15 protein-coding genes and 1 riboswitch are annotated in these 18,354 nt (G+C 45.5%); of the genes, 5 read left to right on the plus strand and 10 right to left on the minus strand.

Annotated elements, in window-relative coordinates; all coding sequences use genetic code 11:
* Window positions 1-151: 151 nt before the first annotated feature.
* The 4 genes from glpD to GXP65_RS12040 all read right to left on the minus strand — a co-directional run bounded on the left by glpD (window position 152) and on the right by GXP65_RS12040 (window position 5,300).
* Window positions 152-1,711, minus strand: coding sequence for a glycerol-3-phosphate dehydrogenase (glpD, locus tag GXP65_RS12025; RefSeq protein ID WP_162092916.1), 1,560 nt, complete (start codon window positions 1,709-1,711; stop codon window positions 152-154).
* Window positions 1,712-1,890: 179 nt separating this feature from the next.
* The gene (locus tag GXP65_RS12030) at window positions 1,891-2,682 is read right to left on the minus strand and encodes a DeoR/GlpR family transcriptional regulator (RefSeq protein WP_038892196.1); all 792 of its coding nucleotides are present in this window, start codon (window positions 2,680-2,682) and stop codon (window positions 1,891-1,893) included.
* Between the two features lie 190 nt (window positions 2,683-2,872).
* Entirely contained in the window at window positions 2,873-4,390 is a 1,518-nt protein-coding gene (gene glpK / locus GXP65_RS12035) for a glycerol kinase GlpK (RefSeq protein ID WP_162092917.1), read from the minus strand.
* 58 nt (window positions 4,391-4,448) lie between these two features.
* Entirely contained in the window at window positions 4,449-5,300 is an 852-nt protein-coding gene (locus tag GXP65_RS12040) for an MIP/aquaporin family protein (RefSeq protein ID WP_162092918.1), read from the minus strand.
* An 872-nt stretch (window positions 5,301-6,172) separates the two neighbouring features.
* Here GXP65_RS12040 and glpT point away from each other — a divergent pair.
* The 4 genes from glpT to GXP65_RS12060 all read left to right on the plus strand — a co-directional run bounded on the left by glpT (window position 6,173) and on the right by GXP65_RS12060 (window position 10,043).
* Window positions 6,173-7,540, plus strand: coding sequence for a glycerol-3-phosphate transporter (gene glpT, locus GXP65_RS12045; protein WP_005427324.1), 1,368 nt, complete (start codon window positions 6,173-6,175; stop codon window positions 7,538-7,540).
* 54 nt (window positions 7,541-7,594) lie between these two features.
* Entirely contained in the window at window positions 7,595-8,650 is a 1,056-nt protein-coding gene (gene glpQ, locus GXP65_RS12050; RefSeq protein WP_162092919.1) for a glycerophosphodiester phosphodiesterase, read from the plus strand.
* Window positions 8,651-9,128: 478 nt separating this feature from the next.
* Window positions 9,129-9,395: a YqaE/Pmp3 family membrane protein gene (locus tag GXP65_RS12055; RefSeq protein WP_045381517.1), complete on the plus strand. Its 267-nt coding sequence runs from the start codon at window positions 9,129-9,131 to the stop codon at window positions 9,393-9,395.
* Window positions 9,396-10,043 carry a hypothetical protein gene (locus GXP65_RS12060; protein ID WP_045421785.1) on the plus strand — a complete coding sequence of 216 codons (648 nt, stop codon included), beginning with the start codon at window positions 9,396-9,398 and terminating at the stop codon, window positions 10,041-10,043.
* A 75-nt stretch (window positions 10,044-10,118) separates the two neighbouring features.
* On the opposite strand, the gene dapD is transcribed toward GXP65_RS12060, so the two are convergent.
* The 5 genes from dapD to GXP65_RS12085 all read right to left on the minus strand — a co-directional run bounded on the left by dapD (window position 10,119) and on the right by GXP65_RS12085 (window position 14,921).
* Window positions 10,119-11,150 (minus strand): 2,3,4,5-tetrahydropyridine-2,6-dicarboxylate N-succinyltransferase, encoded by a 1,032-nt coding sequence (gene dapD / locus GXP65_RS12065; RefSeq protein ID WP_005391708.1) that lies wholly within the window; start codon window positions 11,148-11,150, stop codon window positions 10,119-10,121.
* 324 nt (window positions 11,151-11,474) lie between these two features.
* Window positions 11,475-12,458, minus strand: coding sequence for a GGGtGRT protein (locus tag GXP65_RS12070; protein ID WP_162092920.1), 984 nt, complete (start codon window positions 12,456-12,458; stop codon window positions 11,475-11,477).
* 23 nt (window positions 12,459-12,481) lie between these two features.
* Window positions 12,482-13,174 (minus strand): iron-sulfur cluster assembly scaffold protein, encoded by a 693-nt coding sequence (locus tag GXP65_RS12075; RefSeq protein ID WP_162092921.1) that lies wholly within the window; start codon window positions 13,172-13,174, stop codon window positions 12,482-12,484.
* Between the two features lie 132 nt (window positions 13,175-13,306).
* Window positions 13,307-13,382, minus strand: a riboswitch (Fluoride riboswitch).
* 156 nt (window positions 13,383-13,538) lie between these two features.
* Window positions 13,539-13,838: a YebG family protein gene (locus GXP65_RS12080; RefSeq protein WP_005386503.1), complete on the minus strand. Its 300-nt coding sequence runs from the start codon at window positions 13,836-13,838 to the stop codon at window positions 13,539-13,541.
* 165 nt (window positions 13,839-14,003) lie between these two features.
* Window positions 14,004-14,921 (minus strand): LysR substrate-binding domain-containing protein, encoded by a 918-nt coding sequence (locus GXP65_RS12085; protein WP_162092922.1) that lies wholly within the window; start codon window positions 14,919-14,921, stop codon window positions 14,004-14,006.
* 112 nt (window positions 14,922-15,033) lie between these two features.
* Here GXP65_RS12085 and GXP65_RS12090 point away from each other — a divergent pair, with 112 nt between their 5' ends.
* The gene (locus GXP65_RS12090; protein WP_051118206.1) at window positions 15,034-16,008 is read left to right on the plus strand and encodes a TDT family transporter; all 975 of its coding nucleotides are present in this window, start codon (window positions 15,034-15,036) and stop codon (window positions 16,006-16,008) included.
* Between the two features lie 252 nt (window positions 16,009-16,260).
* On the opposite strand, the gene GXP65_RS12095 is transcribed toward GXP65_RS12090, so the two are convergent.
* The gene (locus GXP65_RS12095; RefSeq protein ID WP_162092923.1) at window positions 16,261-18,084 is read right to left on the minus strand and encodes a DUF3413 domain-containing protein; all 1,824 of its coding nucleotides are present in this window, start codon (window positions 18,082-18,084) and stop codon (window positions 16,261-16,263) included.
* Window positions 18,085-18,354 lie beyond the last annotated feature (270 nt).

Raw genomic sequence — 18,354 nt, forward strand, 5'->3', positions numbered from 1 at the left:
AGGACGGGTAGAGCTTCAATAAAGGTGCTTTGGGAAGGATGGTTTAAACTACAAACCATCCTTGAGGGCTACGAACTCGCAATGTCTCTTGATCACTAGACTTGTGATCAAGAGACAGGCGGGGTGCAGGCTTGTATTAGGAGAGTCCAATTTAACTTACTTGTGAGAGGCTAACGACTTTCTGTTGCAGCTTCTCTTGTAGATATTCTGCCAGTGCGATTTTCTCCTCTTCGTTCATGTATAAACCAAGTTTTGTACGACGCCATAAGATGTCTTCATCGGTTAGCGCCATTTCGTGATTCATCAAGTAATCAATTTCACGTTGATATACGCCGCTTGCTTGCTCTGAGAAGCAATGACCAAGACCTTCTATGCTGTTAGTGCCTTCCATCAGGTCCCAAGTTTGGGTACCAAACTGAGTCACATAGCGCAGCAACATCGCTTCTGCCGCCCATGAGTATTTCGCATGAATCATCTTCACTAGCTGCTCACGGCTACAACTAAAGTTACCGCCAGGAAGCGTTTGGTTTGCCGTCCAGTCTTTACCCATTTCAGGTAGGAAAGGAGCAAGTTTATTGAGGGCTGCCTCACCAAGCTTACGGTAAGTCGTGAGTTTACCGCCAAATACAGAAAGTAACGGTGCTTGATCGTATTCTGCGTCCAGTTCAAGTGTGTAATCGCGTGTGATGGCTTGTGGTGAGTCAGACTCATCATCACACAGCGGACGCACACCGCTGAACGACCACACAACATCATCCTTGTTTAATTGCTGGACGAAATGCTGATTGACGACATCGATTAGATAATCGACTTCTTCCTCTGAAATAGATACTTTGCGAGGATCGCCTTTGTACTCCACATCCGTTGTACCAATGATCGAGAACTTATCTAAGTAAGGAATCATAAATACGATGCGGTTATCTTTGTTTTGTAGGATGTAGGCTTGCGGCTCGTTGTGGATACGAGGAACAACGATGTGCGAGCCTTTGATCAAACGAATGTTACGAGGAGAAGTTTGATCCAATCCTTCATCAAAGAATTGCTTCACCCATGGACCAGCGGCGTTCACTAGGGCCTTCGCTCTGCGTTCGAAACGTTGGTCTGTGGTGACGTCATGAATAGTGACATGCCAAATACCGCCTTCACGGTATGCTTTTTCTACGCGGCAGTAGTTGCGAACTTCTGCGTTATTCTCTTTAGCCGCTAGAACGTTCAACAACACTAAGCGTGCGTCATCTACCCAACAATCTGAGTATTCGAAACCGGTTTTCATTTCAGGTTTCAAAAGGCCTGATTTTGCAAGGTTGACAGTTTTACTGCCTGGAAGAGTGGTTCGTTTACCCAAGTTATCGTAAAGGAACAAACCACAGCGGATCATCCAAGCTGGGCGTAAAAATGGGCGATGAGGTAAACGGAAACGCATAGGCCATGCGATATGTGGTGCTTTACGTAAGATCACTTCACGTTCAGCGAGCGCTTCCGAAACCAAACGAAATTCATAGTGTTCAAGGTAACGTAATCCACCGTGGATCAGTTTTGAACTTGCAGAAGAGGTTGCCGATGCGAAGTCGTTAGCTTCGTACAAACCGACGCTTAAACCACGGCCAGCAGCATCAGCAGCAATACCAGCCCCGTTAATGCCGCCGCCGATCACGATCATATCTAGAGTAGGGGATGAATTCGTCGTGGAAGCATTTTGTTGGATACTCATAAATTTGACCTCTTGGTGAGCGAACGAGCATTTTGGAACATAAGTTTATCCTAGCTTAGGTTTCGTTTTTGGTCATTATTTATTTTCGTTTATGAGCGTTTTGTGTGATTTGGGCACAAAAAAACCTCTGCCTAATTAAGACAGAGGTCATTTATGCGCGTAAATAGTGAGTGAAAACGCTATTCGGCTGCGACTCTTTCTATTTGTGTATCAACTACTTCGAGCGGAACTGCGGCTTCTTTTAGAATCGCGAGAATCTCTTCTGGTGGTTGTTTGTTTGTGAATACCATGTTCAATTGCGCGATATTGCCCAGTTTCACCATCGCATTACGACCAAACTTCGAATGGTCAACGGCAAGGAATACACTACGACTGTTATCAATAATGGCTTGTTTTACGCGAACTTCGTGGTAATCAAAGTCCAGCAGTGAGCCATCAAAATCGATCCCACTGATGCCCAAAATACCGAAATCGAGACGGAATTGTTTGACGAAATCGAGCGTCGCTTCACCGACAATGCCGCCGTCACGGTTGCGAACTTCGCCGCCCGCCAAAATCACTTTGATTTCTGGGTTCGGTAAAAGAATGGTGGCAACATTAATGTTATTGGTCACCACGCGAAGCTGTTTGTGGTTTTTATTCAGTGCTCGAGCGACGGCTTCTGGGGTCGTGCCAATATCAATAAACAAGGTGGCGCCATCTGGAATGTGTTTTACGAGTTCTTCCGCAATGACATCTTTTTCATTGAAGTTAAGCGCTTTACGCGTGTTGTATGAGGTGTTCTCTGAACTGAGAGGAATGGTTGCACCACCGTGGTAGCGACGAATTTTGTTTTCATCTGCGAGGTCATTTAGGTCGCGGCGAATAGTCTGAGGACTAACATTAAATTTTTCTACCAGCTCATCCGTGCTGACATAGCCTTGTTTTTTCACCAACTCAACAATCTGTTGGTGTCTTGGTATTTGCTTCACTTAGCACTCCCCTGTGCACTGGTAATCGCCAATGCTTCAAAATCGAAAATAGAAACTTGCTCTATTGTGCTCGAATTAGCGCATTGTGAGAAGCTGTGGGAGTGTGGAATCCGCGATCGAACGCAAAAAAAGAGCGCCAACTCGGCGCTCTTTACGATTAATCAGGGGGAAACTAATCGTTTATCAGAAATTAATCGTCTTCGTCGTGAAGCTCAGACCAGGTTTGAGCACACTTAACTGCGCGCTTCCAACCTTTGTAACGACGGTTACGTTTTTCTTCATCATCGTGTGGTTCGAATGTGCGATCGAGCACCGCTTTGTCTTGCAGCTCATCAATGCTATTCCAGAAACCAACCGCTAGACCAGCTAGGTATGCTGCACCCAAAGCGGTCACTTCGGTCACTTGAGGACGATGAACTTCGGTATTAAGAACATCAGATTGGAACTGCATCAGGAAGTTGTTCGCCACTGCGCCGCCATCCACACGAAGATTCGCGAGTTTAATGCCCGAGTCTGCTTGCATTGCATCTAGCACATCACGAGTTTGGTAAGCGATGCCTTCCAAAGTTGCACGGATAATGTGGTTAGAGTTTACGCCACGAGTTAGACCGACAATCGTACCGCGAGCGTAAGCATCCCAATATGGTGCGCCCAGACCAGTAAATGCAGGAACAACGTAAACACCATTTGAAGTATCTACTTTGGTCGCAAAGTATTCTGAATCTTCAGCGCCAGCCAGTATCTTCATTTCATCACGTAGCCATTGAATTGAAGCGCCACCCATGAATACCGCACCTTCAAGAGCGTAAGCTGGCTCGCCTTTTGGACCACATGCTAGGGTAGTCAGTAGACCATTTTTCGAGGTTACTTTCTCTTTACCCGTGTTCATCAACAAGAAACAACCTGTGCCGTAGGTGTTCTTCGCTTGACCTGCTTCTACACACATCTGACCGTAAAGCGCTGCTTGTTGGTCACCTGCAATACCAGCGATTGGGATACGAGTACCGCCTTTACCACCAATGTTGGTTTGACCGTAGATTTCTGATGAGCGTTTTACTTCAGGCATCATCGACGCTGGGATACCCATTTCATCCAGCATTTTCTGATCCCAGCATAGGTCGTTGATGTTGAACAGCATGGTACGCGAAGCGTTAGTGTAATCCGTTACGTGAACACGACCTTGTGTCATCTTCCAAACCAACCAAGTATCAACGGTACCGAATAACAGTTTGCCTGCTTCAGCATCTTCACGCGCACCTTCAACGTTATCTAGAATCCATTTCACCTTTGTGCCAGAGAAGTAAGGGTCTAGAACCAGACCTGTATTGTCGCGAACGTAATCTTCTAGTCCGCGTGCTTTTAATTCTTCACAAATATCGGCAGTACGGCGACATTGCCACACGATCGCGTTGTAAACCGGCTTGCCTGTTTCCTTGTTCCATACAATTGTGGTTTCACGTTGGTTGGTAATACCGATACCAACAAGTTGGTCGCTACGGATACCGGTTTTTGCAAGTGCTTCAACCAAAGTAGAGCTTTGAGTTGCCCAGATTTCCATTGGGTCATGTTCAACCCAACCAGCCTCTGGATAAATCTGAGTAAATTCTCGCTGAGCGACGCTTACGATATTCGCGTCATGATCCAGAATGACAGCACGAGAGCTTGTCGTGCCTTGGTCTAGGGCAACAATGTATTTTTGCTCAGTCATGGTAAGAATCCTTTTGTTTCGTTATTTATATTTTAGTAAATGTTCGAATGAGTTGGTTTTAAGCTTGAGCTTGTTCTGCTTCTTCGGTCTCGCACTGGTTAGGGATAGTACAGCCATGACCTTGTTGTGGCAGATATGCAGCAATCGCTTTCGGGTACAACCAACCACCGAAGCAAGCACCTGCGATAGGAGCAAGAATTGGAACAATAAAGTATGGGATCTCACGAGCACCAGTCAGTGCGTAATCCCAGCCTGCAAAGTAAGCAAACAGTTTAGGGCCGAAGTCACGAGCAGGGTTCATCGCAAAGCCAGTCAATGGACCTAAAGAACCACCGATAACCGCAATGAGAATACCGATAAGTAATGGGTTCATCGCGCCGCGAGGTGCGCCGTTGTTCTCATCACCAAGAGCAAGAATGGCAAACATCAGCACTGCAGTAATCACGAATTCCACAGCAAAAGCGCCAAAGAAAGAGAGAGAAGCGTGTGGGTAAGTCGAGAAAATGCCTGCTGTGGCGAGAGCCTCTTTGCTGCTACGAACGAAATTGTGTGCGATTTCGTAATCCGTAAACAGGTTACTGTACAAACTGTAAACCAAAGCGGCAGAGCAAAATGCACCGAGCATTTGCGCAATGATATAAGGCACTACTTTCGCCTTATCAAATCCATGGAACATCGCCAGTGCGATAGTTACGGCAGGGTTGATGTGTGCACCGGATACGCCCGCAGTACAGTAAATAGCGATAGCGACGCCAAAGCCCCATACAATACTGATTTCCCATTGACCAAATTGAGCTCCGGTCAACACAAGTGCAGCAACACAGCCTACGCCAAAAAAGATAAGTAATCCTGTACCGATAAACTCGGCCAAACATTCTCCGAGCAGTGAGGGGTGTTTGTTCGTTGTCATGTTAAGAGTCCTTTAATATTTATGCTTATCTAGCACGGTTCTATTGTGCATATATAAACGTTTGCGAAAACAAACGAGCGTTAAAAATGAGCGTTTGAGCATAAATTTGTTAATCAAACTCTTCGTTTTTGTTAATTGACGCATCTTTTGCTCAAAAAGGAAACTCGATAAAACGATTTAGAAGCTTCGACTTCGACTTTTCGGCTTAAAACTACCGATGTGAAAATCAATGCACAAACTGGTAAGAGGAGTTTTGTGAAGCTGCTTCGTGAATGGTGGTAAATTGCTCAGATTATTGGTTGAAAACTAACCCTAAAGAGCTAGCTAACACTAATAATGATAAGGGATTGCTGATATTTATTGACTCGATACTCTGCTTTCATACACGGCTAAGAGAAGGGAGCCTTCCTTAGGGCTGGTGAGTGAGCTTTTACTTCGAAAACATGTCTCATGAGCTTTAGTGAGTGGGAGAGCGATATCAACCTCAGTTGTTAATGGAATGACATTGTGGCAACACCACGTATTTAGCCTTGATGACTGGTGGTTAGCGTGTCCAAGTTGTTCAAACTCAATCTTTTATCCTAATTCTGTGGTTGTTTGAGTGCTTGGTTTGCCTAAAACTGCGGTTAATTTGTTCGTTTGCGCATTTAATGTTGTATGTGAACAGTAACGAAATTTGGGGAAAGTGGAAGCGCAGTCTAATTTAAAGTCTCTAATTTTCTGTATTTACTGAAATTTAATTCTTATGCAACATTTATCACAGAAATAAAAATCGAATTTCATAAAATGCATCCACTTTCGAACGAAACTCCTTTTTGCTCGTTCGCGATTTAAGACTCCTTACCATCGCTCAATATAATTATGAGGTTCCTATGTTTGGAATATTCAAACCCAAGGCGCACATTGATCGCTTGTCGTCCGACAAGATCGATAGCACCTATTCTCGCTTACGTTGGCAACTCTTTATCGGCATTTTTGTTGGTTATGCAGGCTACTATCTGGTCCGCAAAAACTTCAGCTTGGCGATGCCTTACCTTATTGAACAAGGTTTTAGCCGTGGTGACCTAGGTGTTGCTTTAGCCGCCGTTTCTATTGCTTACGGTTTATCAAAATTCTTAATGGGCAGTGTTTCTGACCGCTCAAACCCTCGTTACTTCTTAAGTGGCGGTCTGTTAATGTCTGCGCTTGTGATGTTCTGCTTCGGCTTCATGCCTTGGGCTACGGGCAGCATTACCGCGATGTTTATTCTATTGTTCCTAAACGGTTGGTTCCAAGGTATGGGGTGGCCTGCCTGTGGTAGAACCATGGTTCACTGGTGGTCGCGCAAAGAACGCGGCGAGATAGTGTCGGTTTGGAACGTGGCACATAACGTAGGTGGCGGTTTGATCGGCCCTATGTTCATTCTTGGCCTTTGGGCATTTAACGACGATTGGCGCACCGCTTTCTATGTTCCTGCATTTTTTGCCACGCTCGTTGCTGTCTTTATTTGGTTCACGGTAAGAGATACACCGCAGTCTTGTGGTCTTCCACCAATTGAAGAGTACAAAGACGATTACCCTGACGATTACGACAAGTCACACGAAAAAGAAATGACGGCGAAGGAAATCTTCTTCAAGTATGTCTTTTCTAATAAGTTGTTGTGGTCAATCGCGATTGCGAACGCGTTTGTTTACCTGATCCGCTACGGTGTGTTGGACTGGGCGCCGGTATACCTAAAAGAAGCGAAGGATTTCTCGGTTGATAAATCTTCTTGGGCTTACTTCCTATACGAGTGGGCGGGTATCCCAGGTACGCTATTGTGTGGTTGGATTTCAGACAAACTGTTTAAAGGTCGTCGTGCTCCAGCCGGTATTCTATTTATGGCGTTAGTCACCGTCGCTGTGTTGGTTTACTGGTTCAACCCTGCAGGTAATCCAGCAGTCGATATGATGGCGCTGGTTGCAATCGGCTTCTTGATTTACGGTCCGGTAATGTTGATTGGTCTATACGCATTGGAGCTTGCTCCGAAGAAAGCGGCAGGTACGGCTGCGGGTCTAACGGGTCTATTTGGTTACTTAGGCGGTGCAGTTGCGGCAAACGCGATTCTTGGCTATACCGTAGACCACTTTGGTTGGGATGGCGGCTTTATCATCCTTATCGGTTCATGCATCACGTCCATCGTTTGTTTGACTTACGCATTTCTTGGCGAGCGTGCTCACCACGAACAAAAAGCGCGTGAGAAAGAAGCATTGGCGTCATAAAACCTTAAAGGGGCAGTGGAATACTGCCCCTTCAAATAAGTTAAGGAAATAACAATGAAAATAAAGTCAGTATGCATTACTTTTTTGGCGTGTAGCCTATCTGCCGGAGCTATTGCCCAGCCCCTTGTTATCGCTCACCGTGGCGCATCCGGTTACTTACCCGAACATACATTGGAAGCCAAAGCCCTTGCGTACGCAATGAAACCAGATTACATCGAGCAAGATGTGGTGATGACTAAAGACGAACAATTGGTCGTGCTGCATGATCATTACCTCGACCGCGTGACCGATGTAGCTGAGCGATTCCCGGATCGTGCTCGTAAAGATGGCCGTTACTACGCGATTGATTTCACGTTGGCAGAAATCAAATCATTGCGAGTCACAGAAGGCTTTAACATCGACGAGAAAGGGAACAAGGTAGCTGGTTACCCGACTCGATTCCCAATGTGGAAATCAGACTTCACCGTCCCTACCTTTGCTGAAGAGATTGAGCTGATCCAAGGCTTAAACAAAACACTGGGCTATGACATCGGTATTTATCCTGAGATCAAGGCGCCGTGGTTCCATCGCCATGAAGGTAAAGACATCTCAAAAGCAGTACTTAAAGTTTTAAAGCAGTACGGCTACGACTCACAAGACGACAAAGTGTACCTTCAGTGTTTTGATGCCAATGAACTTCAGCGCATCAACAGTGAGCTCATGCCTGCAATGGACATGGATTTAAAGCTCGTTCAGCTCATGGCTTACACCGACTGGAACGAGACCATGGAGTACAAAGGCGACAAGGCAACACCATACAGTTATGACTGGATGTTTGAAGCCAATGGAATGAAGAAGGTTGCACAATACGCGGAAGGGATCGGTCCTTGGAAGCCAATGTTGGTGGATGACAAATCCACCAAGGATAACATCATCATCAAACCTTTGATGAAAGCGGCAAAAGACGCGGGCTTGCAAGTGCACCCTTATACTTTCCGAGCGGACCCTGGACGTATTCCTGCTTACACCGACAGCTTCGATGGCATGATGGATATCTTCTACAATCAGGTGAAAGTGGATGGTTTGTTTACTGACTTCCCTGATAAAGCGGTGAACTTTTTGAACAAGTAAAGTTCTAAAAACTGAGTGTTTGAAACGCTCAGTATTACGTCACACGCCATGTCGTAACAATGTGCTCTTTATGGAGCCTATAAAAATCCCCTAGCAATATTTGTTAGGGGATTTTTTGTATCAATACTGATAAGAGTGCGCCATATCATACGACTATGCTTCATTTTGTATGCATATCCATTGTTCTTGATTTGCAGATGCTAAATATTCCTACCACCTACATGGTTACTATATGGACGTATTGTAAAATTGGTGCCCTTTGCTAAAGCCATTGTGGAGAAGACTGTGTTCCAGTGGCTTGGTTTACCCTTTCAGCTTGCCGCTTAAGTTTTGCTTCACACGTCGGTTCGTAGCTCCAAATTCTTAGGCGGCTTTTTCTTTTGAACTTAATGTTATCGACGGCAATCTCTATCGCTGATAGGCCGAGCATCAGTGCGCAATGCGATCATGAATAATAAAATACTAAACAGGAAATGACATGAGATTAGTACTTGCCATTTTAATTCCTTGGCTTCAATTTTTTACGATTGGTCGTTACTGGGCCGGCATTATTTGTTTGATACTACAGGTGACTCTAATTGGTTGGTTACCTGCCGCTATTTGGTCTGTCTATGCACTTATGAATTATGAAACGGATAAGAAAATCGAGAAGCTGGCAGCTGAGAAAGATGGTCCTGAGACGTTCTCAAACTATGCTCGAAAAGCGCCAGCATCGTCTGATCAAGATGGTGGTGGAGACGAGTAAGTGTTTTCGTCGAATATGAGTAAGCCTTACTTCTCTTGGTGCTTACTTTTGAGTTGTTTTGGGTTTGCTTCTGGCGCGCAAGCTGAGCTCACGATTCAAGAGGCGGTGGATTTATGGATATTAGATGGAGCAGAGTTCCGTCAGATGGTGAAATGCTCTCCGCAAGCGCATTTAAATAATGGTGTACAGCAAATTTACTACGATACGTCTTCCTGTATTTTGAGCGAGCTAGCGACTTACGCTTTGGCTAAAGAGTGTTTTGGTGATGCAAAGGCTCAGCGCGTCAATATTCTGGATGCCGCGGATAAATCGAAAGTAATGTCTTTTGATATCAACGCTGCCAGCTGTTCATTATTAGAGAAAAAAGCGGTTCAGAAGAAATCAAAACCAGCGCCTCCGCCAAAACCATCTCAACCATCGACATCAAATTCTAAGGCTTACGTTGTGCAACTTTATTCTGGTGCTAAGCCACCGAACAAGGTATTTGCACAGTGTGCGACTGTACCTTTATACGAGCACCACATTCATGGTTCGTACTATTTGTTCAGTGATGTTTACTTCAATTATTCAGAAGCCAAACAATTGATGGAGCACTTGCAGTCCGAATGCCCTGACTTATCGATGTGGATTCGTCCGATAAAGCGCTAGTTAAGACTGCTAATTAAAAAATCCCCCAACAGTTTCCTGCTGGGGGATTTTTCGTAGGGCTAATTCACGAATGAATTAGTTGTTTTTATGCAGTTCGCTGTTCAGTTCAACCGCGCTCTTGTTTGCAAGACACTCGATTTGACCTGTTACAGAGTTACGACGGAATAGTAGGTCAGAAACACCAGCAAGGTCGCGTGCTTTCACTACTTCTACCTCTTGGCCAGCAGAATCTAGCATGCGTACTTTAGAACCAGCAGTTACGTATAGACCTGATTCGATAGTACAACGGTCACCCATTGGGAAACCAAGACCTGCGTTTGCGCCCAGTAGAGAGTTTTCACCGATAGAAACCACAACTTTACCACCGCCAGATAGCGTACCCATGATAGATGCGCCGCCGCCGATGTCAGAGCCGTTACCAACCACTACGCCAGCAGAGATACGACCTTCAACCATGCTCACGCCAGTTGTACCCGCGTTGAAGTTGATGAAGCCTTCGTGCATTACCGTTGTGCCTTCGCCAACGTGTGCGCCAAGACGTACGCGAGAAGTGTCAGCGATACGAACGCCAGTTGGTACCACGTAGTCCACCATTTTAGGGAACTTGTCTACGCAATCTACGCTTAGTGCACGACCCGCTAGGCGAGCTTCGATTTGACGCTCTGCTAGTTCAGGTAGGTCGATTGGACCTTCGTTAGTCCATGCGATGTTGTGCAGTAGACCGAAGATGCCGTCTAGTACCGTGCCGTGTGGTTGAACTAGGCGGTTAGAGATAAGTTGAAGCTTTAGGAAGCCTTCAGCAACGCTTTGTGGCTGCTCGTCAGTTGCAAGGATAACCAGTACAAGTGGTTGTGCTGATTCTGCTGCTTTTGCTGCGAAAGATGCGTTTGCTGCATCGCCGTTTGCTTCAAATGCTGCTGCCAGTTCTGCGCTTTGTGCTGCAGAGATCTCGATAGCTTGGTTGCCTTGCTCGTAACCTGCTACTGCTGCTAGTGCGTTAACAAGCGCTTCGCTTGGGTTAAGAACTGGGTTTGGGAAAAACGCTTCGATGATTTTGCCGTCGCGGTTTTTAGTTGCCGTACCAAAGGCTAGAGAGAAGAAAGCCATAGTTGATCTCCATGTGTTGAGTCTTGTGTCTCGTCTGTTCACTGACAAGAAATAATTAAGTTGTCAGTCATCATAAAGAGAGTATTGGGGAGTTTAAAGAGGGGAAATGGAGAAAGTCCGTAGATGGATACCTTTTGTCTTTTTAGAGATATGTTTGTCTGATGAGAAATGTGTCGCAAAAGCCTTATCAGACCGATTTTGGACAGAGACACAGTGAAGTTGGAGAAGGGGGCATCGCAAAAAATAAGGGGAGGACCGAAGTCACTCCCCCTACACTGGGTTTGTTGGATTTACTGGCTTTAGATAGTAAAGCGATAAATCGACTTAGAGACTTAGTTCACCGACCTCCACTGCAAGTGCAACAGTTGCACCTACCATTGGATTGTTGCCCATACCGATAAAGCCCATCATCGCTACGTGTGCTGGTACAGAAGAGCTACCCGCGAACTGAGCATCAGCGTGCATGCGACCCATGGTATCGGTCATACCGTAAGAAGCAGGACCAGCCGCCACGTTATCTGGGTGTAGAGTACGACCAGTACCACCACCTGATGCAACTGAGAAGTAAGGCATGCCTTCACGGTTACGTTCTGTTTTGTAGATGCCTGCTACAGGGTGTTGGAAGCGAGTCGGGTTGGTTGAGTTACCAGTGATGCTCACATCCACTTGTTCTTTGTGCATGATAGCTACGCCTTCACGTACATCATCTGCACCGTAACAAAGGATCTCACCACGTGGACCTTGGGAGAATCGGCGACGTTCTACTTCCACTAACTCACCAGTTTGGTAGTTGTATTGAGTGCGTACGTAAGTAAAACCATTGATGCGTGAGATTAGGTAAGCGGCGTCTTTACCCAAGCCATTTAGGATCACTTTCAACGGATTTTTGCGTGATTTGTTCACGTTCAATGCGATTTTGATTGCGCCTTCTGCCGCTGCGAATGACTCATGACCAGCAAGGAAAGCAAAACAGCCACTTTCTTCATTCAGTAGGCGAGCCGCCAATGCGCCGTGACCGATACCCACTTGGCGTTGCTCTGCCACGCTGCCGGGTTTAGTGCACGCCTGAAGACCTTCACCGATGATGTTTGCAGCTTCTTCTGCTGTTTTTGCTCCGCGGAAAATCGCCAAAGCCGTACCCAGTGTGTAGGCATCGGCCGCGCTTTCGAACGCGATAGGTTGAGTGTCCATCACTAGTGCTTTAGGGTCGATACCACGATCCATACAGTATTGGTAAGCCTCTTCCAGAGAAGAAAGTTGCATTTCGTCTAATGTGCGACGTACAGATTCAGTAATTGGAGCGTTCATAATCTCTTTCCTCTTGGTGGCAATTATTGTTGGCGTGGGTTGATTGTCGTTACGGCTTCGTCAAAACGACCGTAAGTCCCTGTTGCTTTGTCTGCCGCTTTTGCAGCAGGAACGCCTTCGTTGATGGCTTTCATCATCTTGCCGAGGTTGAGATATTGGTAACCAATCACTTCTTTGTTTTCGTCTAGCGCGAGTTTTGTTACGTAGCCTTCAGCCAGCTCCATGTAACGCACGCCTTTTGCTTTAGTTGAGTAGCTAGTACCCACTTGGCTGCGTTGAGTTTGACCAAGATCTTCCAGTGCCGCACCAATTTCTAAGCCGCCTTCAGAGAAAGCAGATTGAGTACGACCGTAAACAAATTGAAGGAAGATTTCGCGCATCGCGACGTTGATAGCATCACATACCAAGTCGGTATTCAGTGCCTCAAGAATGGTTTTGCCAGTTAGGATTTCTGCGGCCATTGCGGCTGATTGAGTCATACCTGAACAGCCGATCGTCTCGATCAAAGCTTCTTCGATGATGCCGTTTTTAACGTTGAGGGTCAGTTTTGCTGCACCTTGTTGAGGAGCGCAAGCACCAACGCCGTGGCTAAGACCAGAAATCGCGATAACGTCTTTTGGATTGATCATTGCGCCTTCAACAGGGATCGGTGCTGATGCATGAAGATCGCCGCGTTGAATCGGGCACATTGATTGGATTTCGTGTGAATATTGCATAATGTTTTCCCAGTGTATTTTTATGTCTTGAGAAAACAGGAGCGGGGTTGGAGGAGAGTTGATTTGCTCACTACAGAACTCTTACTTTTACGCTGGAGGCAAAAGCATTTCCAACAGGGCTTACCTGTTCTCGTTTCTGTAGGAGTCATCAGCCGTAAAAGCGGTTTGAATCTTTCGATTCCGGTGGCACCCCATCACCGTGTGCATTTAGAGTAGATCTAAGTCACACTTATCTGCAACATGAAATTTAGAGTAATTTGGGATATTAAATCGGTTCTTTATATTGCTAGAGATATATGGCGATAGATGAATGGCATAAAAAAACGCCGCATAATGCGACGTTTTTTCGAAACAAATGAGAGGCTTATGCAGCGTCTTCTTGTTCGCTATCTTCTTCAACAGCTTCAAGCTTCTTTGCTTTTTTTGGTGCAGGTTTACGTTTTGCACCCAGAGCGTAAAGCACTTCTTCTTTGTTTTGCGCAAGGTACATTGCAAGATCTTCTTGCTTACCTTCGTCTTCTAGAAGTTCACTCTTACCTAGCAGTGAGAATAACTCGTCCGCCATATCCAGCATTTTGTCGTATGCGTCAGCTTCCGCTTTAGAGGTAAAAGTCATTTTCTCTTCTCCATTGCGTTCTACCACGTACTTGACGATTACAGCCATGGTTGGTCCTCTAAGTTAATTTGTTAAATTTTATACTGGCTTTTTATACAGTTTTTGACCAATTAAGTCTAGCGACAAGCCTCAGAATGAGAGCCGTGTACAACTAAGTGACCAGCATTTGAACTATCTGCCTTGAACTATCTCCCGTGAACGACCCATCTCGAACTAGCCATCTTTAAGGTGTGGGTTCTCTGGTCGCTCCCAATCTTGGCAGAATTCAATGAATGTACGCAGGAGCGGGTTTTGATACTTCTCTTTGTGGATCAAAAGCCAGAAGCGACGCTTCATATCCAGTGGCATGTTGAGCATTTTCACCCGACCATCGCGAATTGCAGGTTCAGCAGATAGGCGTGATAAACAACCTAGGCCAAGTCCGGCAGATACCGAATTGATCAGCGCTTCGGTGGTGTTGAGCTGAAAAGCCTCATGCCAGTGTTCTAGACGCGGAGCGATGGCGCGCATAAAGAACTCTCGAGAACCAGAACCCGCCTCACGCAGAATCCACTCTGTGTCTTCGAGCTCGTTTAGGCTGATAGGCCCTTCATCGAAGTTAGGGTAGTCCGGCGGACAAATCACGCACATTTCATCTTCGCTGAATTGCGTTGATCCCAGTTCTGGGTGTATGGTCTTGCCCTCGATGAGCGCGATGTCGAGTTCGTAAGCGATCAACATGTCACAAATCTGGGCAGAGTTGGAGATGAACAAACTCTGCGATTGGTGATTCGTTTCATCACGAAAATCACTTAACAGGTAAGGTGCGACTTGGTTGCCAATGGTGTCGCTGGCACCAATGCGTAGCAAGCCTGATAAAGTTTGGTCGCCATCGAACACACTCTCAATATCCCGAGCTCGGTTGAGAAGTTCATCCGCGAGGGGCAAAAGTTTTTGTCCTTCTTGGTTGAGAATTAAGCGGTTGTTCACCCGGTCAAATAGGTGATGACCAATTTGTTTCTCTAACTCAGACAGCGCCATACTCACGGCCGCCTTAGAAAGAAACAGGCTTTCCGAAGCCGCAGTTAGCGTCTTGTGCTGAGTGATCGTAGTAAAAACTTTCAGTTGTTTAAGAGAGATATGACTAGGCATGATATTCCGTTAAGTTTATCTGAACGTTAGTTTTAAATAATTAGATATATTGGAACGAAGTGCAAGAGTAATATACACCCCATAGAAAGTTAGCCTAGATTTTGAGGTCGTAATGATTCAAAGAACAAAAGCAAAAGTAATGGGAGCACCAACCCCAATGGCGGGTCTGGCTCTTGGTATTGCGAGCTTAGGTTGGAGTTGGGAAAACTTCGCCGAATTACATGGCTATGGACAGTGGATTAGCGCAGGTATTGCAAGCGTACTGCTAGCAATCTTGGCGACTAAATTTCTTTTTCACAATCATTTGTTGAGACAAGATCTTGCGCACCCTGTGGTAGGTAGTGTCGTTCCGACTTTCGCGATGGGAACCATGGTGGTTTCAAACTCATTAGGGCACTTTTTCCCTGTTGCAGGTGACGTGCTTTGGTTAGTGGCGGTAGCTCTACATATCGTGTTCCTAGTGAGCTTCTTATACCACCGCGCGAAAGACTTCGAACTACACCACATGGTGCCAAGCTGGTTCGTACCACCAGTGGGTATTATCGTTGCAGACGTGTCTTTTTCTGGTAACCCAGTGCTTGCACCAATTGCACACGGTGCGTTGGTCTTCGGTATGGTGGCTTACGCGGTGATGTTGCCAATGATGATCTACCGTTTCATGTTCACCCATGAAATCCCAGATGCAGCAAAACCAACTATGGCAATCATGGCGGCACCAGCAAGCCTATCTTTAGCGGGTTACTTAACGGTAACGGCAACACCTTCACCAGTGATTATTGCTCTGTTGTTTGGTATCGCGGTATTGATGACAGCCATCATCTACTTAGCCTTCTTTAAATTGCTAAGACTGCCATTTAGTCCAGGCTACGCAGCGTTTACCTTTCCAATGGTGATTGGTGCAACGGCTCTGTTCAAAACAGCAAATTGGATGGAAGCAAATGGTCTAGCAGCGCACTATGTACAACAAGTTCGCGGTCTAGCTGGTATCGAATTGATTGTGGCAACGATTGTGGTGACTTACGTAGGTTTGCAATACATCAATAACTTACTGATTCAACCGCGTTTAGTGACAACACATCACGCATAAGTCTTACTCGTAAAGCAAAGTCTCTTGGTCTCTCTCGCCAAGAGGCTTTTCTTGTATCGGTAGGGAGGGTTCTAAAGCCTATCTGAAGAAAAAAATGCCACCCAAATAGGGTGGCGGAAAATTAGATACAATTTTAATACATCAAACTTTAGTAACCGCAGACATTGTAACCAGAGTGGCTCCGTAGAAGATGGCAATTCGAAATTTACTCTCCTCTGGTATGCCTACTTGTCTGATAGGCGCGCGTTCTTCTTATCCTTTTTTATAGAAACGTGACATTTCATCGAGAGAATCTTGAATCACGTTCACTGGTACTTGATGTTCCTTATCCACTTTCAGTTGATTATTGACTTGTTGAGAGTGCCCGCCAGGGTTTACCACTAACATGGTTTCTTTCCCTACCAGCGCATAGTTGTAATAGCTGCCCGCAATAAACCAATCACGCGGAACACCATTCTCAAATAGGTCTTGTCCCACGCTATACGGTTGGGTGTCGCCTTTAACGTCGAATAGCTCGTTCATTAGGGTTGGTACAATGTCATAGTGTGTGGTGCGGTAGTTGATCAGTTCTGGCTGATGATCCGGAAGATAAAGGTACAGCGGGACATGCACTTGAGTGTCACTGTAGTTACCCGTGTGACCCCAGTAGTTCATCTTATGATCGTTAAATTCCTCGCCATGGTCGGAAGTGATCACCACAATGGTGTTCTCCAAGTCGACATTTTTGAGCACTTTTGCAATCAAGCTGTCGATGAAATACAACGAGTTTTTATAGCGATTATGGTAAAGCGAGGCGTCAAAATCGTTGTTCAGAAGAATATGATCGACGCGCTCCCAATAAGGTTTGAACTTAGCGAATTCAGGTTCTGGAAAACTAGTGCCATGAGCAGAATCGTAAAACAAGAAGCTAAAGTATGGCTTGTCGCTATCTTGTCTTTGAAACTCGAGAAATTCATCGGTGATTTCTCTGTCTCGCTCTATCTGGCCTTTACCTTCTCGTTTGATGGTTAAATCCTCTACCTTTTTGAACACTGTGCGTGATAGTGGAGGACTCGTTAAGGAAGCCGAACCAAAAATACCCATTCGATAGCCTTGGCTTTGCAAGGTATCCATGAATACAGGGGATTTCTGGCTCGCATAAAAGCTGTCCCAGTAAGTTGCAGGTAAGCTGTAGAACAAGCTAAAAATGCCCGCTTGAGTAGAGTTGCCACCGCTCATGTGTTGAGAGAAGTTGACCGTTTTTTCGGTGAACTTGCTGACATTTGGCATGATCTCTGGTGTTGAATCGCTGTAGCGCCACGCATCAATCAAAATGAATAACACATTCGGTTGCTTGTCTTTCGCTTCTACATTTATAGGGGCGAGTGGGTAGTTCAGTGAACTGCTTTCAATATTCTTTAGCTCCACTCGGTTTTGTGAAGCCATACTTTCATCCACTAAGTGATGGCGATAGATAAACTTACGTGCCGTTAACGGGTAGTAAAGAGGCCAGTTATTAGAGAACTGGCTGACTTCGTCGTCATAGAGCGCGTTCTTATAGGCGTGGATAACCTGAGTACTCAGCAACAAGCCAAACCAAACTGCCACGATCACGAACTTTGCTCGGCTCTGAGCCAGTTTATTGGCTAACCAAACAGTGAATGCCAAACCAATGGCGAGCAGTGCAATGTCGCTAATAAAAACTAGCCAACTCATCCAAGATATTTCAAATACGTCGCGACCGCCTTCGAAGAACATGCGGATCAGTAGACCATTGATGTGCAGTTTGTATTGCTGGAAAACGAGGATATCGACTTTCAGCATGATCAAGATTGCGATTGCAATGGCGATCACAACGACTCTGAACATGTGCGTCGGCAAAAAGGACAGCAATAAACAACCCAACATCAGCGGAAGAGCAATTAAACCCAACCAGCCAAATTGTGTGGCAAGTAAATAATATTCTTGCAGAAAGGTGAGCGGTTCTGCTTGGTTGTTTGACAGCAAAAATGGGTAACAAGCGATCGACAGATAAAGCGCAAAGCAAGCAAAAAATGCAATCAGCCAAGCGCCATTTGAAGAAAATTTGCGCAACATAGTTTTGGTATTCCAGTGCTTTTCTCATCCCTATCAAATCAGAACAAAGTGTGGTTTAGCGTGACATCAAAACGATTTGACCCCCGCAGTTCTTCGCTTTCCACTCAATATTCAATTTGATGGGTATTGTTGTAAATATTTGTGTTAATTATAAAACGGTGTTTTTTATCATGAAATAGTTGTGACTGATGTCACGCTTTGTATTTGCGTGTAAGACGTGACTTACAAATGTTAGTTGCTGGTTATTTGCGCAGAGTTCGGGTGTTCTCT

Origin of the sequence: Vibrio sp. LB10LO1 (assembly GCF_010092875.1) — a bacterium.
Classification (GTDB): domain Bacteria; phylum Pseudomonadota; class Gammaproteobacteria; order Enterobacterales; family Vibrionaceae; genus Vibrio; species Vibrio campbellii.

Bases quoted from the DNA above. Each gene is read 5' to 3' on its own strand.
- glpD (WP_162092916.1), bottom strand. From the start codon at position 1,711: ATGAGTATCCAACAAAATGCTTCCACGACGAATTCATCCCCTACTCTA.
- glpK (WP_162092917.1), bottom strand. From the start codon at position 4,390: ATGACTGAGCAAAAATACATTGTTGCCCTAGACCAAGGCACGACAAGC.
- GXP65_RS12040 (WP_162092918.1), bottom strand. From the start codon at position 5,300: ATGACAACGAACAAACACCCCTCACTGCTCGGAGAATGTTTGGCCGAG.
- glpT (WP_005427324.1), top strand. From the start codon at position 6,173: ATGTTTGGAATATTCAAACCCAAGGCGCACATTGATCGCTTGTCGTCC.
- glpQ (WP_162092919.1), top strand. From the start codon at position 7,595: ATGAAAATAAAGTCAGTATGCATTACTTTTTTGGCGTGTAGCCTATCT.
- GXP65_RS12055 (WP_045381517.1), top strand. From the start codon at position 9,129: ATGAGATTAGTACTTGCCATTTTAATTCCTTGGCTTCAATTTTTTACG.
- dapD (WP_005391708.1), bottom strand. From the start codon at position 11,150: ATGGCTTTCTTCTCTCTAGCCTTTGGTACGGCAACTAAAAACCGCGAC.
- GXP65_RS12070 (WP_162092920.1), bottom strand. From the start codon at position 12,458: ATGAACGCTCCAATTACTGAATCTGTACGTCGCACATTAGACGAAATG.
- GXP65_RS12075 (WP_162092921.1), bottom strand. From the start codon at position 13,174: ATGCAATATTCACACGAAATCCAATCAATGTGCCCGATTCAACGCGGC.
- GXP65_RS12080 (WP_005386503.1), bottom strand. From the start codon at position 13,838: ATGGCTGTAATCGTCAAGTACGTGGTAGAACGCAATGGAGAAGAGAAA.
- GXP65_RS12085 (WP_162092922.1), bottom strand. From the start codon at position 14,921: ATGCCTAGTCATATCTCTCTTAAACAACTGAAAGTTTTTACTACGATC.
- GXP65_RS12090 (WP_051118206.1), top strand. From the start codon at position 15,034: ATGATTCAAAGAACAAAAGCAAAAGTAATGGGAGCACCAACCCCAATG.
- GXP65_RS12095 (WP_162092923.1), bottom strand. From the start codon at position 18,084: ATGTTGCGCAAATTTTCTTCAAATGGCGCTTGGCTGATTGCATTTTTT.